Origin of the sequence: Acinetobacter sp. YH12108 (assembly GCF_013419055.1) — a bacterium.
Classification (GTDB): Bacteria; Pseudomonadota; Gammaproteobacteria; order Pseudomonadales; family Moraxellaceae; genus Acinetobacter.
This window is the reverse complement of the sequence record NZ_VPAW01000009.1, coordinates 81,275-99,300: the sequence shown is the minus strand read 5'-3', so window position 1 is coordinate 99,300 and position 18,026 is coordinate 81,275. Positions and strand designations below refer to the sequence as shown.

Genomic DNA, 18,026 nt, shown 5'->3' with positions numbered 1-18,026 from the left:
AAAGAGGGGAACTCCCCCTTTGAAAAAGGGGGCCAGGGGGATTAATTAGTCACCATTTTTCAGTTCAATGTTGATACCTAAAGAACGGATCTCTTTGGTCAATACGTTGAACGATTCAGGCATACCTGGGTCCATATAATGGTTACCATCTACAATGTTCTTATAGATACGGGTACGACCTTCAACGTCATCCGACTTCACAGTAAGCATTTCTTGAAGCGTATATGCTGCACCGTATGCTTCCAGTGCCCAGACTTCCATCTCACCGAAACGCTGACCACCGAATTGTGCTTTACCACCCAGCGGCTGTTGCGTTACTAGAGAGTAAGAACCAGTAGAACGCGCATGCATCTTGTCGTCAACCAAGTGGTTCAGTTTCAGCATGTACATGTAACCTACAGTTACAGGACGGTCGAAACGTTCACCAGTACGGCCATCGTACAATACAGTTTGACCCGTACGTGACAAGCCAGCAAGCTCAAGTAATTCTTTGATCTGACCTTCTTCAGCACCATCAAATACTGGAGTTGCCAGAGGAACACCTTTACGCAGGTTACCAGACAGTTTCAAGATTTCTTCATCAGTCAGGCTGTCAAGATCTTCTTGCTGACCGCCAACCTTATTATAAATCTTGTCTAGGAAATCACGCAGTTCAAGAACTGTACGCTGTTCTTTCAGCATCTTGTCGATTTGATCGCCAAGACCTTTAGCAGCCATACCCAAGTGAGTTTCCAGAATCTGACCCACGTTCATACGTGATGGTACACCGAGCGGGTTCAGTACGATATCTACTGGTACACCATTGGCATCGTGCGGCATGTCTTCAACAGGCAGGATGTTAGAAACTACACCCTTGTTACCGTGACGACCTGCCATCTTATCACCAGGCTGGATACGACGTTTAACGGCCAGGTAAACCTTAACAACTTTCAATACGCCAGTTGTCAGTTCGTCACCTGTAGAAAGTTTGCGTTTTTTCTCAGCAAATTTCTCATCAATTTCAAGGCTCTTCTCTTTCAGGAACACTTGAATTTGAGTTAAACGTTCAGCAATTGCTTCATCACTTGGTTGGATATCAAGCAGATCAACCAGCTCTAAACCAGATAACAATTCTTCAGACAGTTTGTCACCGCGTTTAGTAGTACCGCCACCGTTAGATTCCTGACCTTTCAACAGACGGACAATACGTTCACGTGCTGCTTCTTCGAAGATTTTGTATTCTTCTTTCAAGTCTTTACGGTAAGCATCCAGCTGAGCTTTTTCAATTGCCTGAGCACGTTCGTCTTTCTCAAGACCGTCACGTGTAAACACTTGAACGTCGATCACAGTACCTTTAGTACCCGATGGAACACGTAAAGAAGAATCTTTTACATCAGCCGCTTTTTCACCGAAGATTGCACGAAGCAGTTTTTCTTCAGGAGTTAACTGAGTTTCACCTTTAGGCGTTACTTTACCTACCAGGATGTCACCCGCAGTCACTTCAGCACCGATGTAAACGATACCTGACTCGTCCAGTTTAGAAAGCGCTGCTTCACCCACGTTCGGAATATCGGCAGTAATTTCTTCAGCACCCAATTTGGTATCACGTGCAACACATGAAAGTTCTTGGATGTGAATAGACGTTAAACGGTCTTCTTGAAGAACACGCTCAGATAACAAGATCGAGTCTTCGTAGTTGTAACCATTCCAGGTCATGAACGCTACACGCATGTTTTGACCAAGCGCAAGCTCACCGCCATCAGTTGATGGACCGTCAGCCAGAACGTCACCACGACCTACTTTATCGCCCAGGTTCACAAGAACTTTCTGGTTGATACAAGTGTTTTGGTTAGAACGTGTGTATTTGATCAGGTTATAGATATCTACACCTGCTTCGCCTGCAACCATTTCGTCTTCGTTGACACGAATCACGACACGCGAAGCGTCAACAAATTCAATACGACCACCACGTTTCGCGATTACACATACACCAGAGTCATGTGCTACGTTCGCTTCCATACCGGTACCAACCAGTGGTTTATCAGCAATTAACGTAGGAACAGCCTGACGTTGCATGTTCGAACCCATCAATGCACGGTTGGCGTCATCGTGCTCAAGGAACGGAATCAGTGATGCTGCTACAGATACAACCTGTTGTGCAGATACGTCCATATGCGTCACTTTTTCAGGAGGCATACGTACGAATTCACCTTGGTGACGTACAGAAACGAATTCTTCAGACAGGTTGCCATCTTTATCTACTGCAGAGTCGGCCTGTGCAATCACAGTACCTACTTCTTCAATCGCAGATAGGTATTCAACGTCATCAGTTACGCGACCATCAACCACTTTACGGTATGGAGTTTCCAGGAAACCGAAGTTGTTACATTTTGCGTAAACAGATAGCGAGTTGATCAAACCAATGTTTGGACCCTCAGGAGTCTCAATTGGACATACACGACCATAGTGAGTTTGATGTACGTCACGTACTTCGAAGCCCGCACGTTCACGAGTCAAACCACCAGGCCCAAGTGCTGATACACGACGTTTGTGTGTAATTTCAGACAACGGGTTGTTTTGGTCCATGAACTGAGACAACTGACTTGAACCAAAGAATTCTTTGATTGCAGCAGCCACTGGCTTCGCATTGATCAGGTCTTGCGGAGACAGATTATCAGTTTCAGCTTGAGACAGACGTTCTTTAACAGCACGCTCTACACGAACCAGACCTACACGGAATTGGTTCTCGGTCATTTCACCCACAGAACGAACACGACGGTTACCCAAGTGATCGATATCGTCGACTTCACCTTTACCGTTACGGATTTCTACTAATGTTTTTAATACATCAGTGATATCTTCATTCGAGAGAATGCCTTCAACTTCGCGTGACTTCTGATCAGTACCCACTTCGTAAGGACGACCCAAACGACGGTTGAACTTCATACGACCCACTGGAGACAGATCATAACGCTCAGAAGAGAAGAACAGGTTATTGAACAGGTTCTCAGCAGCTTCTTTTGTTGGTGGCTCACCTGGACGCATGACTTTGTAGATTTCTACAAGCGCTTCATCACGGCTTACTGTGGTATCAGCACGTAATGTATCCGCAATAAACGGACCACGGTCGATATCGTTAGTAAACAGGATATTGAACTGTTTCACGCCGCCTTCTGCAATTTTCACCATGATTTCATGGCTCAGAACAGTATTGGCTGCAATCACATCACCATCTTTCAGTGGGATGTCTTCAGCAGTGATACGTTCGTACAGGTACTCATCAGGAACAGAAAGCTTCTCAAGACCAGATGCTTCCATTTGACGTACATGACGTGCGTTAATACGTTTACCTTGTTCAACAATGACTTTGCCGTCTTTGTCAGCAATGTCGAACTGTGCCATTTCGCCGCGCAGGCGCTCTGGAATAAGGTCAATCTGGTAGCTACCCATGTCCAGATACACAGGTACTTTCTCGTAGAACATGTCGAGAATTTGTTCGTTGGCATAACCCAGCGCACGAAGCACCACAGTCGCAAGCAATTTACGACGACGGTCAATACGTACGTAGACCAGGTCTTTGGCATCGAATTCAAAGTCTAACCATGAACCACGGTAAGGAATGATACGTGCTGAATAAAGGACTTTACCGCTTGAGTGAGTCTTGCCTTTATCGTGGTCAAAGAATACGCCCGGTGAACGGTGCAATTGCGATACGATTACACGCTCGGTACCGTTAATTACGAAAGTACCGTTGTCTGTCATAAGCGGCATTTCGCCCATGTAGACTTCTTGTTCACGTACGTCTTTGATTGATTTAGTTTCGCGATCTTTCAGGATCAAACGAATTTTTACGCGCATTGGTGCTGCATAAGTTGAGCCACGAAGGATACATTCGCGTACATCAAACTCAGGCTTACCAAGACTATACTCAACGAATTCTAAAGCAGCATTGCCAGAATAACTTTCAATAGGAAAAACTGAACGAAATGCGGCTTGGAGACCGATATCTTCGCGGTTTTTTGGTGATTTGCCATCTTGTAAGAATGTTCTGTACGAGTCGACTTGAATCGCGAGCAGGTACGGAGCATCCATGACGCTAGGCAATTTACCAAAATTCTTACGGATCCGTTTCTTTTCGGTATATGAGTATGCCATCTGGAGTCCTCGGAAAGTGTAAACCAAGCCCGCCTGCAGAACGGGCTCAGAAGGAATTACGCTGGCCGATATGGCCACCACTCTTTACAAATGCTGCAATTTTTAGTGGTATTAAAACGCTTAACAATATTTTTTTAATGAAAAATATTGGTAAGCGTTTGTTCATTATGTTTATTTTTAATTTGTATGAATTTTATATCATGCAAACAAAAATCGAGCCGATTATTGTAACGCAAAAAGGCTGATGACCCAAGAGCCATCAGCCAATTTTTGGAGCCGATTATAAAAAAACCGGCTCCTTTAAGAAATTACTTAAGAGTAACTGTAGCACCAGCTTCTTCAAGTTTTTTCTTAAGCTCTTCGCCTTCTTCTTTAGAAACGCCTTCTTTAAGAACTGTAGGTGCGCCTTCAACCATGTCTTTAGCTTCTTTCAAGCCAAGACCAGTAGCTTCACGAACTGCTTTAATTACAGCAACTTTGTTACCACCGAAAGAAGTCAACTCAACGTTGAATTCTGATTGTTCTTCAGCAGCAGCAGCAGCGCCAGGAGCAGCAGCAACAGCAACAGCAGCAGCAGATACGTTGAATTTCTCTTCGAAAGCAGAGATTAGTTCAACAAGTTCAAGAACAGTTTTTTCTGCAACTGCGTTTAGGATTTCTTCGTTAGTTAAAGCCATGAGAATAACTCCAAATGGAAATTGAATGGTGTGGAAATAAATTTAAGCTTATGCAGCTTCTGACTCGTTTTTCTCTTTGAGCGCAGTAATAAGGCGACCCAATTTTGAAATAGGAGCTTGAAGAACGTTTGCAAGCATAGTAAGCGCTTTTTCTTGGTTCGGAAGGTTCGCGATTACGCTAACTTCAGCACCTTCGTAAACTTTGCCATCAAATGCAGCAGCTTTAAGTTCGAATGCTTTGTTAGTTTTTGCGAATTCTTCGAACAAGCGTGCAGCTGCACCCATGTCGTCTTCAGAAGTCGAGAAAGCTAAGATTGTTGGGCCAACAAGGCTGTCGTTCAAGATATTGAATTGAGTATCTTGAAGAGCGCGTTTAGCCAGAGTGTTACGCACGATACGTGTTTTAACACCTAGTTTACGAGCTTCAACACGAAGAGCAGTTAATTGCTCAACTGTTAAACCTTGGTAGTCAGCAACAACAGCGGCAAATGCAGTAGAAGCAATTTCACTTACTTCAGCTACGATCTGTTTTTTGCCTTCAATAAGAAGAGCCATTGTAAAACCTCCTAACGGTGATTTATGTGCCTGATCACAAGCACACTCCCAATTCGTGAATTCATCTCTGAAATCACACGCGGAGGATGAACAAATCACACCACCGCGTCTACGCAGGCTGGAGTATTAAGAGGAAAGCATAAAACCCCCCTCGCCTGAGGTCTTTGACGCTGATAAATTTACATTTATCAATTCAAAGTCTGCCTAAGTTCGCAAGTAGTCCGAAACCGGTTTCTTCTTGCGTAAGTTTTAAAGCAGTGCTTTAAAACTTACTCAGGGCTTTAAAATTCTGTATAAGTTTATAACTTATTTAGAAACGTTTGCTACATCAACGATCAGACCAGGACCCATAGTAGAGCTTAGAGTGATCTTTTGAATGTAAACACCTTTAGAAGTAGCAGGTTTTGCTTTCTTAAGGTCAGCTACAAGAGCTTCAACGTTTTGACGAACAGCTTCAGCAGAGAAACCTACTTGACCGATCGCAGCGTGGATAATACCTGCTTTGTCTACACGGTAACGCGCTTGACCAGCTTTTGCATTTTTAACTGCAGTTGCTACGTCAGGAGTTACAGTACCTACTTTAGGGTTTGGCATTAAGCCACGTGGACCAAGAATCGTACCCAGTTTACCAACAACGCGCATTGCATCAGGAGCAGCAATCACTACGTCGAAGTCAAGGTTTCCGCCTTGGATGCTTTCAGCAAGATCATCGAAACCAACAACGTCTGCACCAGCTTCTTTCGCAGCTTCAGCAGCAGCGCCTTGAGCAAATACAGCTACGCGTACAGTTTTACCAGTACCTGCAGGAAGAGTAGTCGCGCCACGAACAACCTGATCAGATTTACGAGGGTCAACACCCAGGTTTACAGCGATGTCCAAAGATTCTTTGAATTTCGCAGCTGGAAGGCTAGTAAGAACTTCTACAGCTTCTTCTAAAGTGTAAACTTTCTGTGCTTCTACAGCAGCAGCAATGGCTTTTTGACGTTTAGTTAACTTTGCCATGTCTTATAGCTCCACTTCCAAGCCCATAGAACGTGCAGAACCAGCGATGGTACGTACACGCGCGTCTAAATCAGCACCAGTTAAGTCTGGTTCTTTAGTAGTCGCGATTTCTTCCAATTGAGCACGAGTCAACTTACCAACTTTAGTTTTGTTAGGTACAGAAGAACCCTTTTGGATACCAGCAGCTTTCTTAAGAAGAACAGCAGCAGGTGGAGTTTTCATGATGAATGTGAACGACTTGTCGTTGTACACAGTGATCACGACTGGAATTGGTAGACCAGCTTCAACTTTTTGTGTAGCAGCATTGAATTCTTTACAGAATGCCATGATGTTAACACCACGTTGACCTAGTGCAGGACCAATCGGTGGAGATGGATTCGCTTTACCAGCTGGAACTTGCAGCTTGATATAGCCGTCAATCTTCTTAGCCATTTCAAATTACCTCTGGGTGCAAACGCCGCTAGGCTCCCCAATGATTTCAAGTAACGATACCGTTACAACAACAATGCCTGATTTGCACGCAAATCAGGCGTTTTCAACCCGAACAAATTAAACTGTTTTTTCGACTTGGCGAAATTCCAGTTCAACCTGAGTTGGTCGGTTAAATACGTTAATCGTCAGCGTTAAGCGTGACTTGTCGTAAAGCACTTCTTCCACCACACCTTTAAAGTCAGTGAATGGACCGTCAATTACGAGTAATTCTTCGCCTGGTTCAAACATGGTCTTAGGACGCGGTGCTTCACCAGTATTGCGTACACGTGCAAGGATTGCATCAGCTTCTTTTTGCGTAATTGGAGCCGGTTTTTCAGCCGTACCACCAATAAAACCAAGCACTTTTGGACACTCTTTCACGATGTGCCAAGTGTCATCGTTCATTTCCATTTCGACTAATACATAGCCAGGAAAGAACTTACGCTCTGATTTACGCTTCTTGCCATCCTTCATTTCTACCACTTCTTCGGTAGGAACAAGGACTTCACCAAAGCTATCGGCAACAGCGCTACGCTGGATTCGATCATTAAGCGAACGCATCACTTGTTTTTCATAACCTGAATAGGCATGAATAATGTACCAACGTTTCATAGCTCTCTTACCCGATAATAAACTTCATTAACCAGCCTAAAACATAGTCAAAGCACCATAGAACAATGGCTGCAATCACTACAACAGCAAGGACTTGCCAAGATGTGGTCACAGTCTCTTGTTTGGTAGGCCAGGTCACTCGACGTAACTCGATTCGTGCATCCTTAAGAAGACGAACAAAGCCTTTGCCTTGATGGGTGGCGTATAATAAACCGAATGCCACAACGATACAAGCCAAAATTACCCCAACGCGCACCCAAATATCATTCGCAGGCGCCCAGTATGCAGGTAAATATTGGTTTACCATCATAGCACCGACCAATAAAATCAAGGCGATAACCCATAGAACAATGTCTAACGGAGAACCAGAACTTACATCTACAGCAGGATTATTTCTTTGAGGAATTGCCGCTTCGCTTAATGCGTCGCGTGATTTATCATTCGACATTTTTGTACTCGTCGTAGGTTTCGCGACTTATTATATGACCAGTTTTGCCGACATCAAGCGTCTTTTGAAAAAAACTTGGCAGGCCAGGAGGGACTCGAACCCCCAACATTCGGTTTTGGAGACCGACGCTCTACCAATTGAACTACTGGCCTGTAGATAAACTGGAGCCGAAACTCCAGCTTATTTTCTATTCTATGATTATGCAGTTACTTTAGCAACTACACCAGCACCAACTGTACGACCACCCTCACGGATCGCAAAACGTAGACCTGGGTCCATTGCGATTGGGTGGATCAGTTCTACTGACATTTCTACGTTGTCACCAGGCATAACCATTTCAACGCCTTCTTTCAAAGAAATCGCGCCAGTTACGTCAGTTGTACGGAAGTAGAACTGTGGACGGTAACCGTTAAGGAATGGAGTGTGACGACCACCTTCGTCTTTAGAAAGTACGTATACTTCTGCATCGAATTTAGTGTGCGGTTTGATAGAACCTGGTTTAGCAAGTACTTGACCACGTTGTACGTCTTCACGTTTAGTACCACGAAGCAAGATACCACAGTTCTCACCAGCACGGCCTTCGTCAAGAAGTTTACGGAACATTTCAACGCCAGTTACAGTAGTTTTAACTGTATCTTTGATACCCACGATTTCAACTTCTTCACCAACTTTGATGACACCAGTTTCAACACGGCCAGTTACAACTGTACCACGACCAGAAATTGAGAATACATCTTCGATTGGCATCAAGAATGCTTGGTCGATTGCACGTTCTGGTTCTGGGATGTAAGAGTCAAGCGCTTCAACAAGAGCTACAACTGCGTCTTCACCGTATTGACCAGCTTCACCGTTCAGTGCAGCAAGTGCTGAACCACGGATCACAGGAGTGTCATCACCTGGGAAGTCGTAAGTAGAAAGAAGTTCACGAACTTCCATTTCTACCAATTCAAGAAGCTCTTCGTCGTCTACAAGGTCACATTTGTTCAAGAATACAACGATGTAAGGTACACCTACCTGACGAGAAAGCAGGATGTGTTCACGAGTTTGTGGCATTGGACCGTCAGTCGCAGCACATACAAGGATCGCGCCGTCCATCTGAGCAGCACCAGTAATCATGTTTTTAACATAATCGGCGTGGCCCGGGCAGTCTACGTGAGCGTAGTGACGAGTTGGAGAATCGTATTCTACGTGTGAAGTATTAATTGTAATACCACGTGCTTTTTCTTCTGGTGCAGAGTCGATTGCAGCGTAGTCTTTCGCTTCACCACCGAATTTTTTCGCACATACAGTTGCAATCGCAGCTGTTAAAGTTGTTTTACCATGGTCAACGTGACCGATTGTGCCCACGTTAACGTGTGGCTTATTACGTTCAAACTTAGCCTTAGCCATGTTAATCTTCCTCGTTTACGTCGAACACAATTCTGAGTAAAACCCAGCTCCGACATATCGTTTAAAAAAAATCAAACACCAAATACTTGAAAAGCAGACTAAATAGCCTGCTTTTGAAATATTTTTGCAACCACGTTGCCAAACTGTAATCTGGAGCTCTTATCGAGATTTGAACTCGAGACCTCTCCCTTACCAAGGGAGTGCTCTACCACTGAGCTATAAGAGCAAATATTAGCACTTCAAACAATGGAGCGGGAGACGAGGATCGAACTCGCGACATGCAGCTTGGAAGGCTGCCGCTCTACCAACTGAGCTACTCCCGCACGATGTTGGTACTTACCACTTTGAAGTCTTAAAATTGGTGGTGAGGGAAGGATTCGAACCTTCGAAACTTTCGTAGCGGAGTTACAGTCCGCCCCCTTTGACCGCTCGGGAACCTCACCATTTTTACACTTACATCAGTGTCGTTCTTTACTTCGCACTCCAAACTCTCTAAGATGGTGCCGGCACACGGATTCGAACTGTGGACCTACTGATTACAAGTCAGTTGCTCTACCAACTGAGCTATGCCGGCGTTTCTTAGTGTTTCGTACGTTTCGTATCGGAACGGTGTGCAGTTTAGCAAAACTCAGAATCCATGCAAGTGTTTTTTTCAAAAAAAACGCCAAAAACTCACAAAATCAATCCGTTTGATGATAATTCAACCGCTTTGATCACTGCGCGAGCTTTTATTTGGGTTTCATTCCATTCTGACTCAGGATTTGAGTCCGCAACCAGCCCTGCTCCGGCCTGAACATAGACCTTATTTTCACGAATCACGCAGGTACGAATCGCGATCGACATGTCCATTTCGCCATGCCAGCCTAAATAACCAACAGCGCCGCCAAAAATTCCGCGTTTCACTGGCTCAACTTCGTCAATAATTTCCATAGCACGGATTTTTGGTGCACCAGAAAGTGTTCCAGCCGGGAAAGTTGCCTTAAAAACATCCAGCGCATCCACATCATCCCGCACTTCACCTTGTACATTCGACACAATGTGCATCACATGCGAGTAACGTTCGATCACCATTTGATCAGTGACTTGCACTTTACCGATTTTGGATACTCGACCGACATCATTTCGGCCTAAGTCAATCAGCATTAAGTGCTCGGCAATTTCTTTTTCATCAGACAGTAAATCTTTTTCCAGTGCCAGATCTTCTTCCTTGGTCTTGCCACGTGGACGCGTACCCGCCAGTGGACGAACAGTCGCAATGCCATTTTCCAGACGTGACAGAATTTCCGGTGAAGAACCCACAATATGGAACGGCGTATTGTCTTCTAGGGTCTGCCCTTGCACGAGGAACAGGTAAGGTGATGGATTAAGATGACGTAATGCGCGATAGACCTGTAAAGGCTCACCATCGAAATCAGAAACCATACGATGACCCGGCACGACCTGCATCACATCTCCGGCACGGATGTACTCTTTTACCTTTTCAATAGAGGCAATAAAGTTGTCATGTCCAGTTAAAGACTCAAAATGCGGTGCTGTATGTTTTTCCGCTTTCAGGCTTACCGGTGTCGCCAGAATATTTTCCAGCTCATCCAGCTGCTGCTGCGCTTTCTCATAAGCTGCCTGATCCGCTGCATCGGCATGGACAATCAGGAACAAGGTATCTTTCAGATTATCGAATACGATGACGGTTTTGGACAGCATCATCCAGATATCTGGCAAGCCTACCGGATCAGCTTCAGGCACATTTTTTAGCTTAGGTTCGATATAACGTACTGAGTCATAACCAAAGTAACCGACAAGACCACCGGTAAAGCTTGGTAAGGCTGGAAGTTCTGCCTGGGTCGGTACTTTAAACTGTGCCTGAAAGTCACGGATATACTGGAATGGATCGGCACAGTGCTGTTTTTCAATAGAGCCATCTGGATGCTGAACAGTCAGTTCACCCACATTACAGGAGAATACAGTCGATTCACCCAGGCCGATAATTGAATAGCGCGCCCAGTTTTCTCCCCCTTCCACAGATTCGAACAGATAAGCCTGTTGGTGCTGTTTTAGACGGGCAAAGATAGATAAAGGAGTATCGGTATCAGCCAGACGCTGGCGGTATACAGGAATCAGGTTGTAGCCTTGAGATGCAAGTTGCTGGAATTGAGCTGAAGTTGTCATTCGGTTTTTCTCTTTAAATTAGGGTTACTCAGTATGAAAATGGAATTGGACTGAGCGACGCCATCGAAAAACCTTACAACTATTCATCTTATTTCCTTCGTACCCTATTTAAGCAAGCAACTCACGTAGATCATCAACAATTTCTTGAGGATCACAGTCTGCTATATTTTCACCATGATTATAGCCATAGCTGACTACAATACAATCTATACCCGCACGGCGCGCAGCTTCGATGTCATTGACTGAGTCCCCGATCATCAGTACCTGCTCTTTGGTCACGCCATAATGCTCCACACAATGCAACAACTGACGCGGATCTGGCTTACGCTCGGCAAAGCGATCACCACCAATGGTGTCATCAAAGTATTTCGCCATTTCCAGAATATCCAGAATACTGCGTGCCGGTTCTTCTGGTTTATTGGTCACACAGATCAGTTTTTTATCGTTAGCCTTACCCCATTCCAGAAACTCGATAATTCCGTCAAATGGCTTGGTATCTACACAAGGATCGGCATTATAAATTTCCAGGAACGTCGCAAGTAATTCCTGATGCTGGGCAGGTAATACTTCTCCCACCAAATGCTGGAGTACGCTTTCACAGAACTTGGACGTTCCTTTACCGATCCACACCCGTACCTGCTCCTCAGTCACCAGGGGTAGCTGCAAGACATTCAGGCTCATATTCATGGCTCGATACAGATCATGGGCTGAATCCACCAAGGTGCCGTCCAGATCGAATAAAATCAGCTTACGTTGTTCCAGTTGTGCAATTGACATCCTGACCCTCATTTTCTTTATTTGCAGCCATAAAAAAGGCATGCGTGATGCATGCCTCGATTGTAACCAATCATGGGCTTATTTAAACAACACCCAAGCGATAATCGCCAAAATAATCAGAACGATTAGTGAAATCAGTCCAATAGATGCATTTTTCTGTGCTTCTTTTTCCTGCTCTACACGAGAAACAGGCTGTTCCACCGGAATTGGTGCGGGTTCTGGCTTAACCGAGCTCAGGTCTACCCCTTCAGCAATAGGCGCAGGTTTTGGAATACCAACATTAGTCGGCATACCATCACGGGTCAAGTTGACTGAAGCATCACGCTCTCTCAATTCTGGAATGCCCTGCTCATTCATCTGCTGGGCAGGAGTTTTCTCGACCATTTCGATCTCTTCAACCACTTGCTCTGCTGTTTCTTCAACTTCTGGCGCCACTTCAACAGGCGCTACAGGTTCAAGAACCAGGAATTTCAAGCTGGCAAACTGGACTACATCGTCTTGTTTTAATCGCGTTTCCTGCTCAATACGCAAGTCATTCACAAAAGTGCCATTAGATGAGCCTAGATCCTGTAACCACAGTGCATCGTCTTTCAGCAGAAAAGCAGCATGCTTACGCGAGATTTCCGCAGCCTGCAGCACAATATCAGCCGCCTGATGACGCCCTACCAGCATGTCACGGTCGATTGCTATTTCCTGTCCGGTCAAGTCATCGGTAATTGCCTGTATTTTCCAAGTCATGAAATCTACTTCTCTATTCTCTTTGACATTATCATAACATGCTGTATGCAAATGCGAATGGTCTAGCTTTTGGGTCTAAGTGTGGTTGTTGTAATGGTATTTCTACTTTTTTCAACCTGCTGGACTGGCTGCTGTACCACTTGTCGCTGAATCCCCGGCTCAATTGCTACCGGTGTAGCTACTGCTGTAGCTGACGGCGTTGATGCTGGCGCACTCGGAACATTCTGGTAGGACGAATTCGTCAGTGGTGTCTTAGAAACTGGAATACGCTGCTGATACACATCTTCAACACTTTCCGGCAACTTGGCAAAATTACCGTCTGAATCGAGTGCCAATTGCAGACTGTACAGCTGACCATAACGTTGCTGCGTCAGTTTACGTACTTCATTTCTATCCCCCACAATCGTTGGGTGGATAAAGATCAACAGGTTTCGTTTCTGATTAGATTTACCTTCTGAGCGGAACAAGCGTCCCACCCCTGGAATTGCCCCTAGACCGGGTACTGCCTGACGTCCATAACTAGTATTGTCCGAAATCAAGCCACCTAATACGATCGTTTGTCCATGTTCTGCCAGAATCGAGGTTTTGATCGCACGTTTGCTGGTGACCAAATCTTGTGCTTGGCCTTTATTGGCTTTTACATCTGAGACTTCCTGTTCAACTTCCAGACGTACAGTACCATCTTCACCAATGTGCGGTACGACTTTTAAGGTTACACCGACATCTTTACGCTCAATAGTGGTATAAGGATTAGCAACACCTGCGGCTCCCGTAGAAACTGAACCGGTCACAAAGGGTACGTTTTCACCGACAACGATGTAAGCCTCTTCATTGTCCATGGTCACAATCGACGGCGTAGATAACAGGTTAGACTTGGTCGTTTCTTTTAAGGCCTGAATCATCGCGCCGTATAAACGGCGTGAACCATCACTGCCTTCACGGTAATCACCAATCACCAGTGAACTGCCTGCACCGACAGTACTCGCCGCACCTGCACCACCGCCAGTCAGATAACCTGCTGCAATATTTTTCAGACTGGTGCCAAAATTATCAAAATTGATCAGACCAATTCCGCTGCTGATATCACCTAAGGCCCATTGCACACCCAGCTGATCTGCATCTGTCCCTTCTACTTCAATAATTGCAGCTTCAATCAGAACCTGTTGACGGCGTACATCTAACTGACCAATGGCAGATTCGATTTCACGCATCAGTTGCGGGTCTGCTTTAACCACCAGAGAATTCTGCGTGGCATCCGCAATAATGCTGACGCCATTGGCATTAAAGCTGCTGATCCCGCCCTGCTCGGTTTTCATGCCAGTATTGAGCTGAATATTGGATGCACCTGAGCTATTTGAGCTAGTGGTATTATTGTTATTCAGGTTATTAGTCGAATTATAAGAAGATGAGCTGGAAGAAGAATTATCCAAACCAGTATTGACTGCCTGCCCTGTCACTAACCCCTGCAAAATTTCCGAAAGATTCTTGGCACTGGCATATTTCAAACGGAAGACTTTTAAGCCCCCCAGACGGTCTGCTGCAGGCACATCCAGTGTTTCAATAATCTGACGAATGCGCTTGCGTGTCGCTGGATCCCCTTTAATCAGAATACGGTTGGTACGCACATCTGCCATGACCCGTACCCGTGAACCACGCAGATCTTTAGCTGCACCTGTCGCTGCCATTGAATCAATCAGCTCGATCATTTCTTCGGCCTGACTGGATTGCAGGCTAATGGCTTCAATATCATTCTGGCCCGTGCCATCCAGATTACGGATGATGGTTTCCAGCTGATAGATATTAGTGGCTCGGTCCGACACAATTAGTGCATTGGTGCCCGGAACGGCAGCCAAATGGGCAAACTGTGGCATCAACGGACGCAGGGCTGGAATCAGGTCATTCGGATTGGTATTTTCCAGCCAGATCACGCGAGTGACAATCTGGTCACCAGTCGCACGATGACGTGCATCATAGGGAATCCCGGAGCTTTTGACATTGCTGTCTGGAACCAGCTTGATGGTATTTCCTGAAGGGATGGCCACTACACCATTGACATTCAAGACGCCTAAAAACAGGTCATAAACTTCATTTTTATTCAGTGGCTTGTTGGAAATGACCGTGACATTACCTCGAACCCGAGGATCTACCGCAAAATTTTTACCGGTAATATCCGCCACTTCATTAATGAAGGCGGTTAAGTCTGCATCCCGGAGATTGATTTTCCAGGTTTGCGCATAACTTGCCGTACTGACCATAGCAACCAATGGTGCGGCCACACAGAATGCCCATGCTGATCGATTATTATTAAATAAAGCCATAAACTTTTGTGTTTCCTAACCCTATGCGTGATGACACATCACTTCAAATCCTGTTGTATGGTCATCACCTGATCACCACGTTTTATTTCGAGTTTGACCTGACCGTCACGTCGAGCCTGTTCCAGTAATTGTGCTTCGGTTTGTCCCTGTGACAGGGTCTGACCATTCAAAGACAAAATCCGGTCCCCCGGTCTTAATCCCAAGCGATTACGCAGTGCAGCCGGTGTCCGTGAAGTGACTTCATAACCACCCTCTGCTGCACTTACCCCCATATTCTGTAAGTACTGGTCCTTATTTTCCTGCATCTGCTGGATGGCCCGATTGATTTCACTGTGTGGTGAAGGTTGTTCAGGCATACCACTTTCCGTATACATCGGAGGCATTGAATTTGCAGATGCTGCTGAGGTATCCGGCACGATTGGCTGATTTAAACCATTTTCCAGTCCTTTAAACAGGATTTCTTGGGTCGCACCGCTTGATTTACGCAAAATCACCCGGTCCCAATACACTTCAGCCAGCGTAAAACTGCTATTCCCCAATACTTCTCCGACCCGATAACGGTCAGACTGGTCATTAATTTTCAAGACTGCTGAAGAGTTATAGCTTGGGCTCGCCACCACAACTCCCTGCAAGACAATATTGGCAGTTTCAGCAGTGTTCGCTGCGTAAGTATTTTCCTGAAATAGTGAAAAGGCACTTATATTTGGCACTTGAGCCTGTTGTGACCCTAGTTCTACCTGATCAATCTGCATCGCTTGTGGCGGAGCCACCAGAAGCCAGAATAAGGCGGCCAATTTCCAGCATAAATACAGAATTAACAGGAATAATAAAATCGGAGTAACACGCTCTGTCTGCTTCAAATCAATATTTTTAAAATAATCGAGTGGGCTTGCCATCAGTTGAAGCCCCCCATTAAAGGCTGACGGGTACTAATCACGTAAGTATCCAGTCCAGCTTTACCCGTATAAGAAGGAGCATTCAATAGAAAACGCTGTGTCAGCTGAATATCCAGCATCAAGCTTGGATCCAGTTTAATATTCAACATACGTTGATCACGATTGTCGCGTACGTCCAACAGCAGCTGTCCATTCTCATCAGATAACTGACCACTTAGAACCGGTACATTCATACGCTCCTGACGCTGGGCAAACGTGTAAATCAGTTCACCACCACTCCATTGCATCTGACCGTCTACATGACTAAAGCCTTGCTCTTTTTTATATTTAAAATCGAGTTCTTTAAACTGAATCGGGTTGGTAGGCCATTGCCAGTCAGCAATCTTCTTTAAAGTTTCAGGTGCAAGCTGTCCCTCAAGATTTTTAACGGTTAAAGTTTTATTCAAACCATAGCCCATCACACCCGAAAACTGGGTATTACCGCTATGCAGATCAATATTTGCCCCTAATCTCAGCAACAACAGGTCCAAAGGACGAACCTGCCAGTTCAGACTTCCCCGAAGATTACCTTTTTTCCAGTCCGCACTTCCCTGCCAGATATTCCCGCTTACATTATGTAAGACCTGATTATTTTTATAAAATTTTGAAATTAACCAAGCTGCAGGAACTTGCAGAATTACAAAGACAAAAAAGGCTAGAATTGCAAATATCAACCATTTTAATGTTTTCGGCTTATTGCTCATCCCGCCACGACCAACCTATCCAATCGAAACCCCTAAATTTATAGTTTTGTCATTTTATAATCACATTATGCACACTTTTTCTCTGACGCCAATTCATAGGCATAAAAAAACCAAGCAGGATGTGCTTGGCTGATCAATCACAGGCCGTATGCATAACAGCATGATGATGAATAATGCGGCAGAAGGATTAGATCACGAAATCTTCCAGTTTTGCGCCTTTCTCTAATTCAGCAACTAACCAGCGTGGCTGTTTACCGCGACCAGTCCAGGTGTCTTCCGGATTGCTTTTACTGCGATAACGTGGCTCTACAGACTTACGTGCAGTTTTTTTACGTTTAGAAGCACCAAATTCAAGAAGCTGTTCAATCGTTAAGCCTACTTTGTCGGCAATATCCAATACCTGATGATAAGCATCTTCAATTTCCTGATCTTTTTTCAAAGCAATTAAAGACTCAGCTTCTGCTTGTAAACGTTTTAACTCTTCAACTGATAAATTTGTAATGTCTGGCATCATGTTCTCCAATAAATAGCATTATTTCTTTTAATAAATAACGAACCCATCATATTTATATTAAGTGTAATATTCAATATAAAATTTTAAATGTATAACAATAAACTTAAGGGCCATTACAAAATTAATCATTAAATTAGAGATAAAAACTCTAATATTAAATTTCATGTTGTACAGTTAATTCTAGCGATTTTATTTTTTCTCGAATATGTTCAGGTATTTCAGTTTTCTGCATATTTTTATTTAAACATACAATTACTGCTTCTGAAGTAGCTACGATACTTTGCTGCTGTTCACTCCATAATAAATAATGCATTCTGACTGCACTATTCCGAATTTCATCAATTCGTGCCGCCACTTTTAATTGATCTGGATAAACCACAGGTTTTAAATAACGGCATTGATTTGAAGCCACTACTGTTAAAATATCTTCATCAAAGATATTTAATTTACCCAAATAAGCCAAACGGGCACTTTCTATATAACGGTAATACATGGCATTATTAACATGCCCAAACGCATCCATGTCTCCCCATGTAACAGTTTGCGAATAAATCACCGGATATTGTTGTAATTCTGACATTATTTC

17 protein-coding genes and 5 tRNA genes are annotated in these 18,026 nt (G+C 44.4%); 1 reads left to right on the top strand and 21 read right to left on the bottom strand.

The window, feature by feature from the left end; genetic code table 11:
* Positions 1 to 45 precede the first annotated feature (45 nt).
* A complete protein-coding gene (rpoB, locus tag FTU46_RS07825; protein WP_180104690.1) occupies positions 46 to 4,134 on the bottom strand; it encodes a DNA-directed RNA polymerase subunit beta in 4,089 nt (1,362 codons plus the stop codon).
* On the opposite strand from rpoB, the gene FTU46_RS07820 reads away from it, so the two are divergent.
* Positions 4,128 to 4,379, top strand: coding sequence for a hypothetical protein (locus FTU46_RS07820; protein WP_034170979.1), 252 nt, complete (start codon positions 4,128 to 4,130; stop codon positions 4,377 to 4,379). The two genes, rpoB and FTU46_RS07820, sit on opposite strands and share 7 nt — an antisense overlap.
* Before the next feature lie 63 nt (positions 4,380 to 4,442).
* On the opposite strand, the gene rplL is transcribed toward FTU46_RS07820, so the two are convergent.
* The 20 genes from rplL to FTU46_RS07720 all read right to left on the bottom strand — a co-directional run bounded on the left by rplL (position 4,443) and on the right by FTU46_RS07720 (position 18,020).
* Positions 4,443 to 4,811, bottom strand: a complete 369-nt coding sequence (rplL, locus tag FTU46_RS07815; RefSeq protein ID WP_159123444.1) for a 50S ribosomal protein L7/L12 — start codon at positions 4,809 to 4,811, stop codon at positions 4,443 to 4,445.
* A 48-nt stretch (positions 4,812 to 4,859) separates the two neighbouring features.
* On the bottom strand, positions 4,860 to 5,366 hold the full coding sequence (gene rplJ, locus FTU46_RS07810) for a 50S ribosomal protein L10 (protein WP_004781671.1): 507 nt from the start codon (positions 5,364 to 5,366) through the stop codon (positions 4,860 to 4,862).
* Between the two features lie 306 nt (positions 5,367 to 5,672).
* Positions 5,673 to 6,368: a 50S ribosomal protein L1 gene (gene rplA / locus FTU46_RS07805; protein WP_004781669.1), complete on the bottom strand. Its 696-nt coding sequence runs from the start codon at positions 6,366 to 6,368 to the stop codon at positions 5,673 to 5,675.
* Positions 6,369 to 6,371: 3 nt separating this feature from the next.
* The gene (gene rplK, locus FTU46_RS07800; protein WP_004781668.1) at positions 6,372 to 6,800 is read right to left on the bottom strand and encodes a 50S ribosomal protein L11; all 429 of its coding nucleotides are present in this window, start codon (positions 6,798 to 6,800) and stop codon (positions 6,372 to 6,374) included.
* Between the two features lie 117 nt (positions 6,801 to 6,917).
* Positions 6,918 to 7,451, bottom strand: a complete 534-nt coding sequence (gene nusG, locus FTU46_RS07795) for a transcription termination/antitermination protein NusG (protein WP_005232530.1) — start codon at positions 7,449 to 7,451, stop codon at positions 6,918 to 6,920.
* Positions 7,452 to 7,458: 7 nt separating this feature from the next.
* A complete protein-coding gene (secE, locus tag FTU46_RS07790; protein ID WP_179991968.1) occupies positions 7,459 to 7,899 on the bottom strand; it encodes a preprotein translocase subunit SecE in 441 nt (146 codons plus the stop codon).
* Between the two features lie 76 nt (positions 7,900 to 7,975).
* Positions 7,976 to 8,051: transfer RNA gene (locus FTU46_RS07785), tRNA-Trp, on the bottom strand.
* A gap of 46 nt (positions 8,052 to 8,097) precedes the next feature.
* Complete coding sequence (tuf, locus tag FTU46_RS07780) at positions 8,098 to 9,288, bottom strand: elongation factor Tu (RefSeq protein WP_179991967.1); 1,191 nt, start codon at positions 9,286 to 9,288, stop codon at positions 8,098 to 8,100.
* 151 nt (positions 9,289 to 9,439) lie between these two features.
* Positions 9,440 to 9,514 (bottom strand) — tRNA-Thr (locus FTU46_RS07775).
* Positions 9,515 to 9,535: 21 nt separating this feature from the next.
* A tRNA-Gly gene (locus FTU46_RS07770) sits at positions 9,536 to 9,611 on the bottom strand.
* A 36-nt stretch (positions 9,612 to 9,647) separates the two neighbouring features.
* Positions 9,648 to 9,731: transfer RNA gene (locus FTU46_RS07765), tRNA-Tyr, on the bottom strand.
* Positions 9,732 to 9,786: 55 nt separating this feature from the next.
* Positions 9,787 to 9,862 (bottom strand) — tRNA-Thr (locus FTU46_RS07760).
* 98 nt (positions 9,863 to 9,960) lie between these two features.
* A complete protein-coding gene (trpE, locus tag FTU46_RS07755) occupies positions 9,961 to 11,454 on the bottom strand; it encodes an anthranilate synthase component I (protein WP_180104689.1) in 1,494 nt (497 codons plus the stop codon).
* 108 nt (positions 11,455 to 11,562) lie between these two features.
* Positions 11,563 to 12,231, bottom strand: coding sequence for a phosphoglycolate phosphatase (gene gph, locus FTU46_RS07750; protein WP_180017492.1), 669 nt, complete (start codon positions 12,229 to 12,231; stop codon positions 11,563 to 11,565).
* 78 nt (positions 12,232 to 12,309) lie between these two features.
* A complete protein-coding gene (locus FTU46_RS07745) occupies positions 12,310 to 12,969 on the bottom strand; it encodes an FHA domain-containing protein (RefSeq protein ID WP_180104688.1) in 660 nt (219 codons plus the stop codon).
* Positions 12,970 to 13,031: 62 nt separating this feature from the next.
* A complete protein-coding gene (gene gspD / locus FTU46_RS07740) occupies positions 13,032 to 15,287 on the bottom strand; it encodes a type II secretion system secretin GspD (RefSeq protein WP_180104687.1) in 2,256 nt (751 codons plus the stop codon).
* A 38-nt stretch (positions 15,288 to 15,325) separates the two neighbouring features.
* On the bottom strand, positions 15,326 to 16,183 hold the full coding sequence (locus tag FTU46_RS07735) for a type II secretion system protein N (protein WP_180104686.1): 858 nt from the start codon (positions 16,181 to 16,183) through the stop codon (positions 15,326 to 15,328).
* The gene (gspN, locus tag FTU46_RS07730) at positions 16,183 to 16,926 is read right to left on the bottom strand and encodes a type II secretion system protein N (protein ID WP_004781653.1); all 744 of its coding nucleotides are present in this window, start codon (positions 16,924 to 16,926) and stop codon (positions 16,183 to 16,185) included. The genes FTU46_RS07735 and gspN overlap by 1 nt, the downstream gene beginning before the upstream one ends.
* A gap of 187 nt (positions 16,927 to 17,113) precedes the next feature.
* On the bottom strand, positions 17,114 to 17,440 hold the full coding sequence (locus FTU46_RS07725; protein WP_079281036.1) for an H-NS family nucleoid-associated regulatory protein: 327 nt from the start codon (positions 17,438 to 17,440) through the stop codon (positions 17,114 to 17,116).
* A gap of 154 nt (positions 17,441 to 17,594) precedes the next feature.
* Positions 17,595 to 18,020: a thioesterase family protein gene (locus tag FTU46_RS07720; RefSeq protein WP_180104685.1), complete on the bottom strand. Its 426-nt coding sequence runs from the start codon at positions 18,018 to 18,020 to the stop codon at positions 17,595 to 17,597.
* Between the last annotated feature and the right edge of the window lie 6 nt (positions 18,021 to 18,026).

Bases quoted from the DNA above. Each gene is read 5' to 3' on its own strand.
- nusG (WP_005232530.1), bottom strand. From the start codon at position 7,451: ATGAAACGTTGGTACATTATTCATGCCTATTCAGGTTATGAAAAACAA.
- rplL (WP_159123444.1), bottom strand. From the start codon at position 4,811: ATGGCTTTAACTAACGAAGAAATCCTAAACGCAGTTGCAGAAAAAACT.
- rplK (WP_004781668.1), bottom strand. From the start codon at position 6,800: ATGGCTAAGAAGATTGACGGCTATATCAAGCTGCAAGTTCCAGCTGGT.
- gspD (WP_180104687.1), bottom strand. From the start codon at position 15,287: ATGGCTTTATTTAATAATAATCGATCAGCATGGGCATTCTGTGTGGCC.
- FTU46_RS07725 (WP_079281036.1), bottom strand. From the start codon at position 17,440: ATGATGCCAGACATTACAAATTTATCAGTTGAAGAGTTAAAACGTTTA.
- FTU46_RS07720 (WP_180104685.1), bottom strand. From the start codon at position 18,020: ATGTCAGAATTACAACAATATCCGGTGATTTATTCGCAAACTGTTACA.
- tuf (WP_179991967.1), bottom strand. From the start codon at position 9,288: ATGGCTAAGGCTAAGTTTGAACGTAATAAGCCACACGTTAACGTGGGC.
- FTU46_RS07820 (WP_034170979.1), top strand. From the start codon at position 4,128: ATGCCATCTGGAGTCCTCGGAAAGTGTAAACCAAGCCCGCCTGCAGAA.
- rplJ (WP_004781671.1), bottom strand. From the start codon at position 5,366: ATGGCTCTTCTTATTGAAGGCAAAAAACAGATCGTAGCTGAAGTAAGT.
- secE (WP_179991968.1), bottom strand. From the start codon at position 7,899: ATGTCGAATGATAAATCACGCGACGCATTAAGCGAAGCGGCAATTCCT.
- gph (WP_180017492.1), bottom strand. From the start codon at position 12,231: ATGTCAATTGCACAACTGGAACAACGTAAGCTGATTTTATTCGATCTG.
- gspN (WP_004781653.1), bottom strand. From the start codon at position 16,926: ATGAGCAATAAGCCGAAAACATTAAAATGGTTGATATTTGCAATTCTA.
- rpoB (WP_180104690.1), bottom strand. From the start codon at position 4,134: ATGGCATACTCATATACCGAAAAGAAACGGATCCGTAAGAATTTTGGT.
- FTU46_RS07735 (WP_180104686.1), bottom strand. From the start codon at position 16,183: ATGGCAAGCCCACTCGATTATTTTAAAAATATTGATTTGAAGCAGACA.
- trpE (WP_180104689.1), bottom strand. From the start codon at position 11,454: ATGACAACTTCAGCTCAATTCCAGCAACTTGCATCTCAAGGCTACAAC.
- FTU46_RS07745 (WP_180104688.1), bottom strand. From the start codon at position 12,969: ATGACTTGGAAAATACAGGCAATTACCGATGACTTGACCGGACAGGAA.
- rplA (WP_004781669.1), bottom strand. From the start codon at position 6,368: ATGGCAAAGTTAACTAAACGTCAAAAAGCCATTGCTGCTGCTGTAGAA.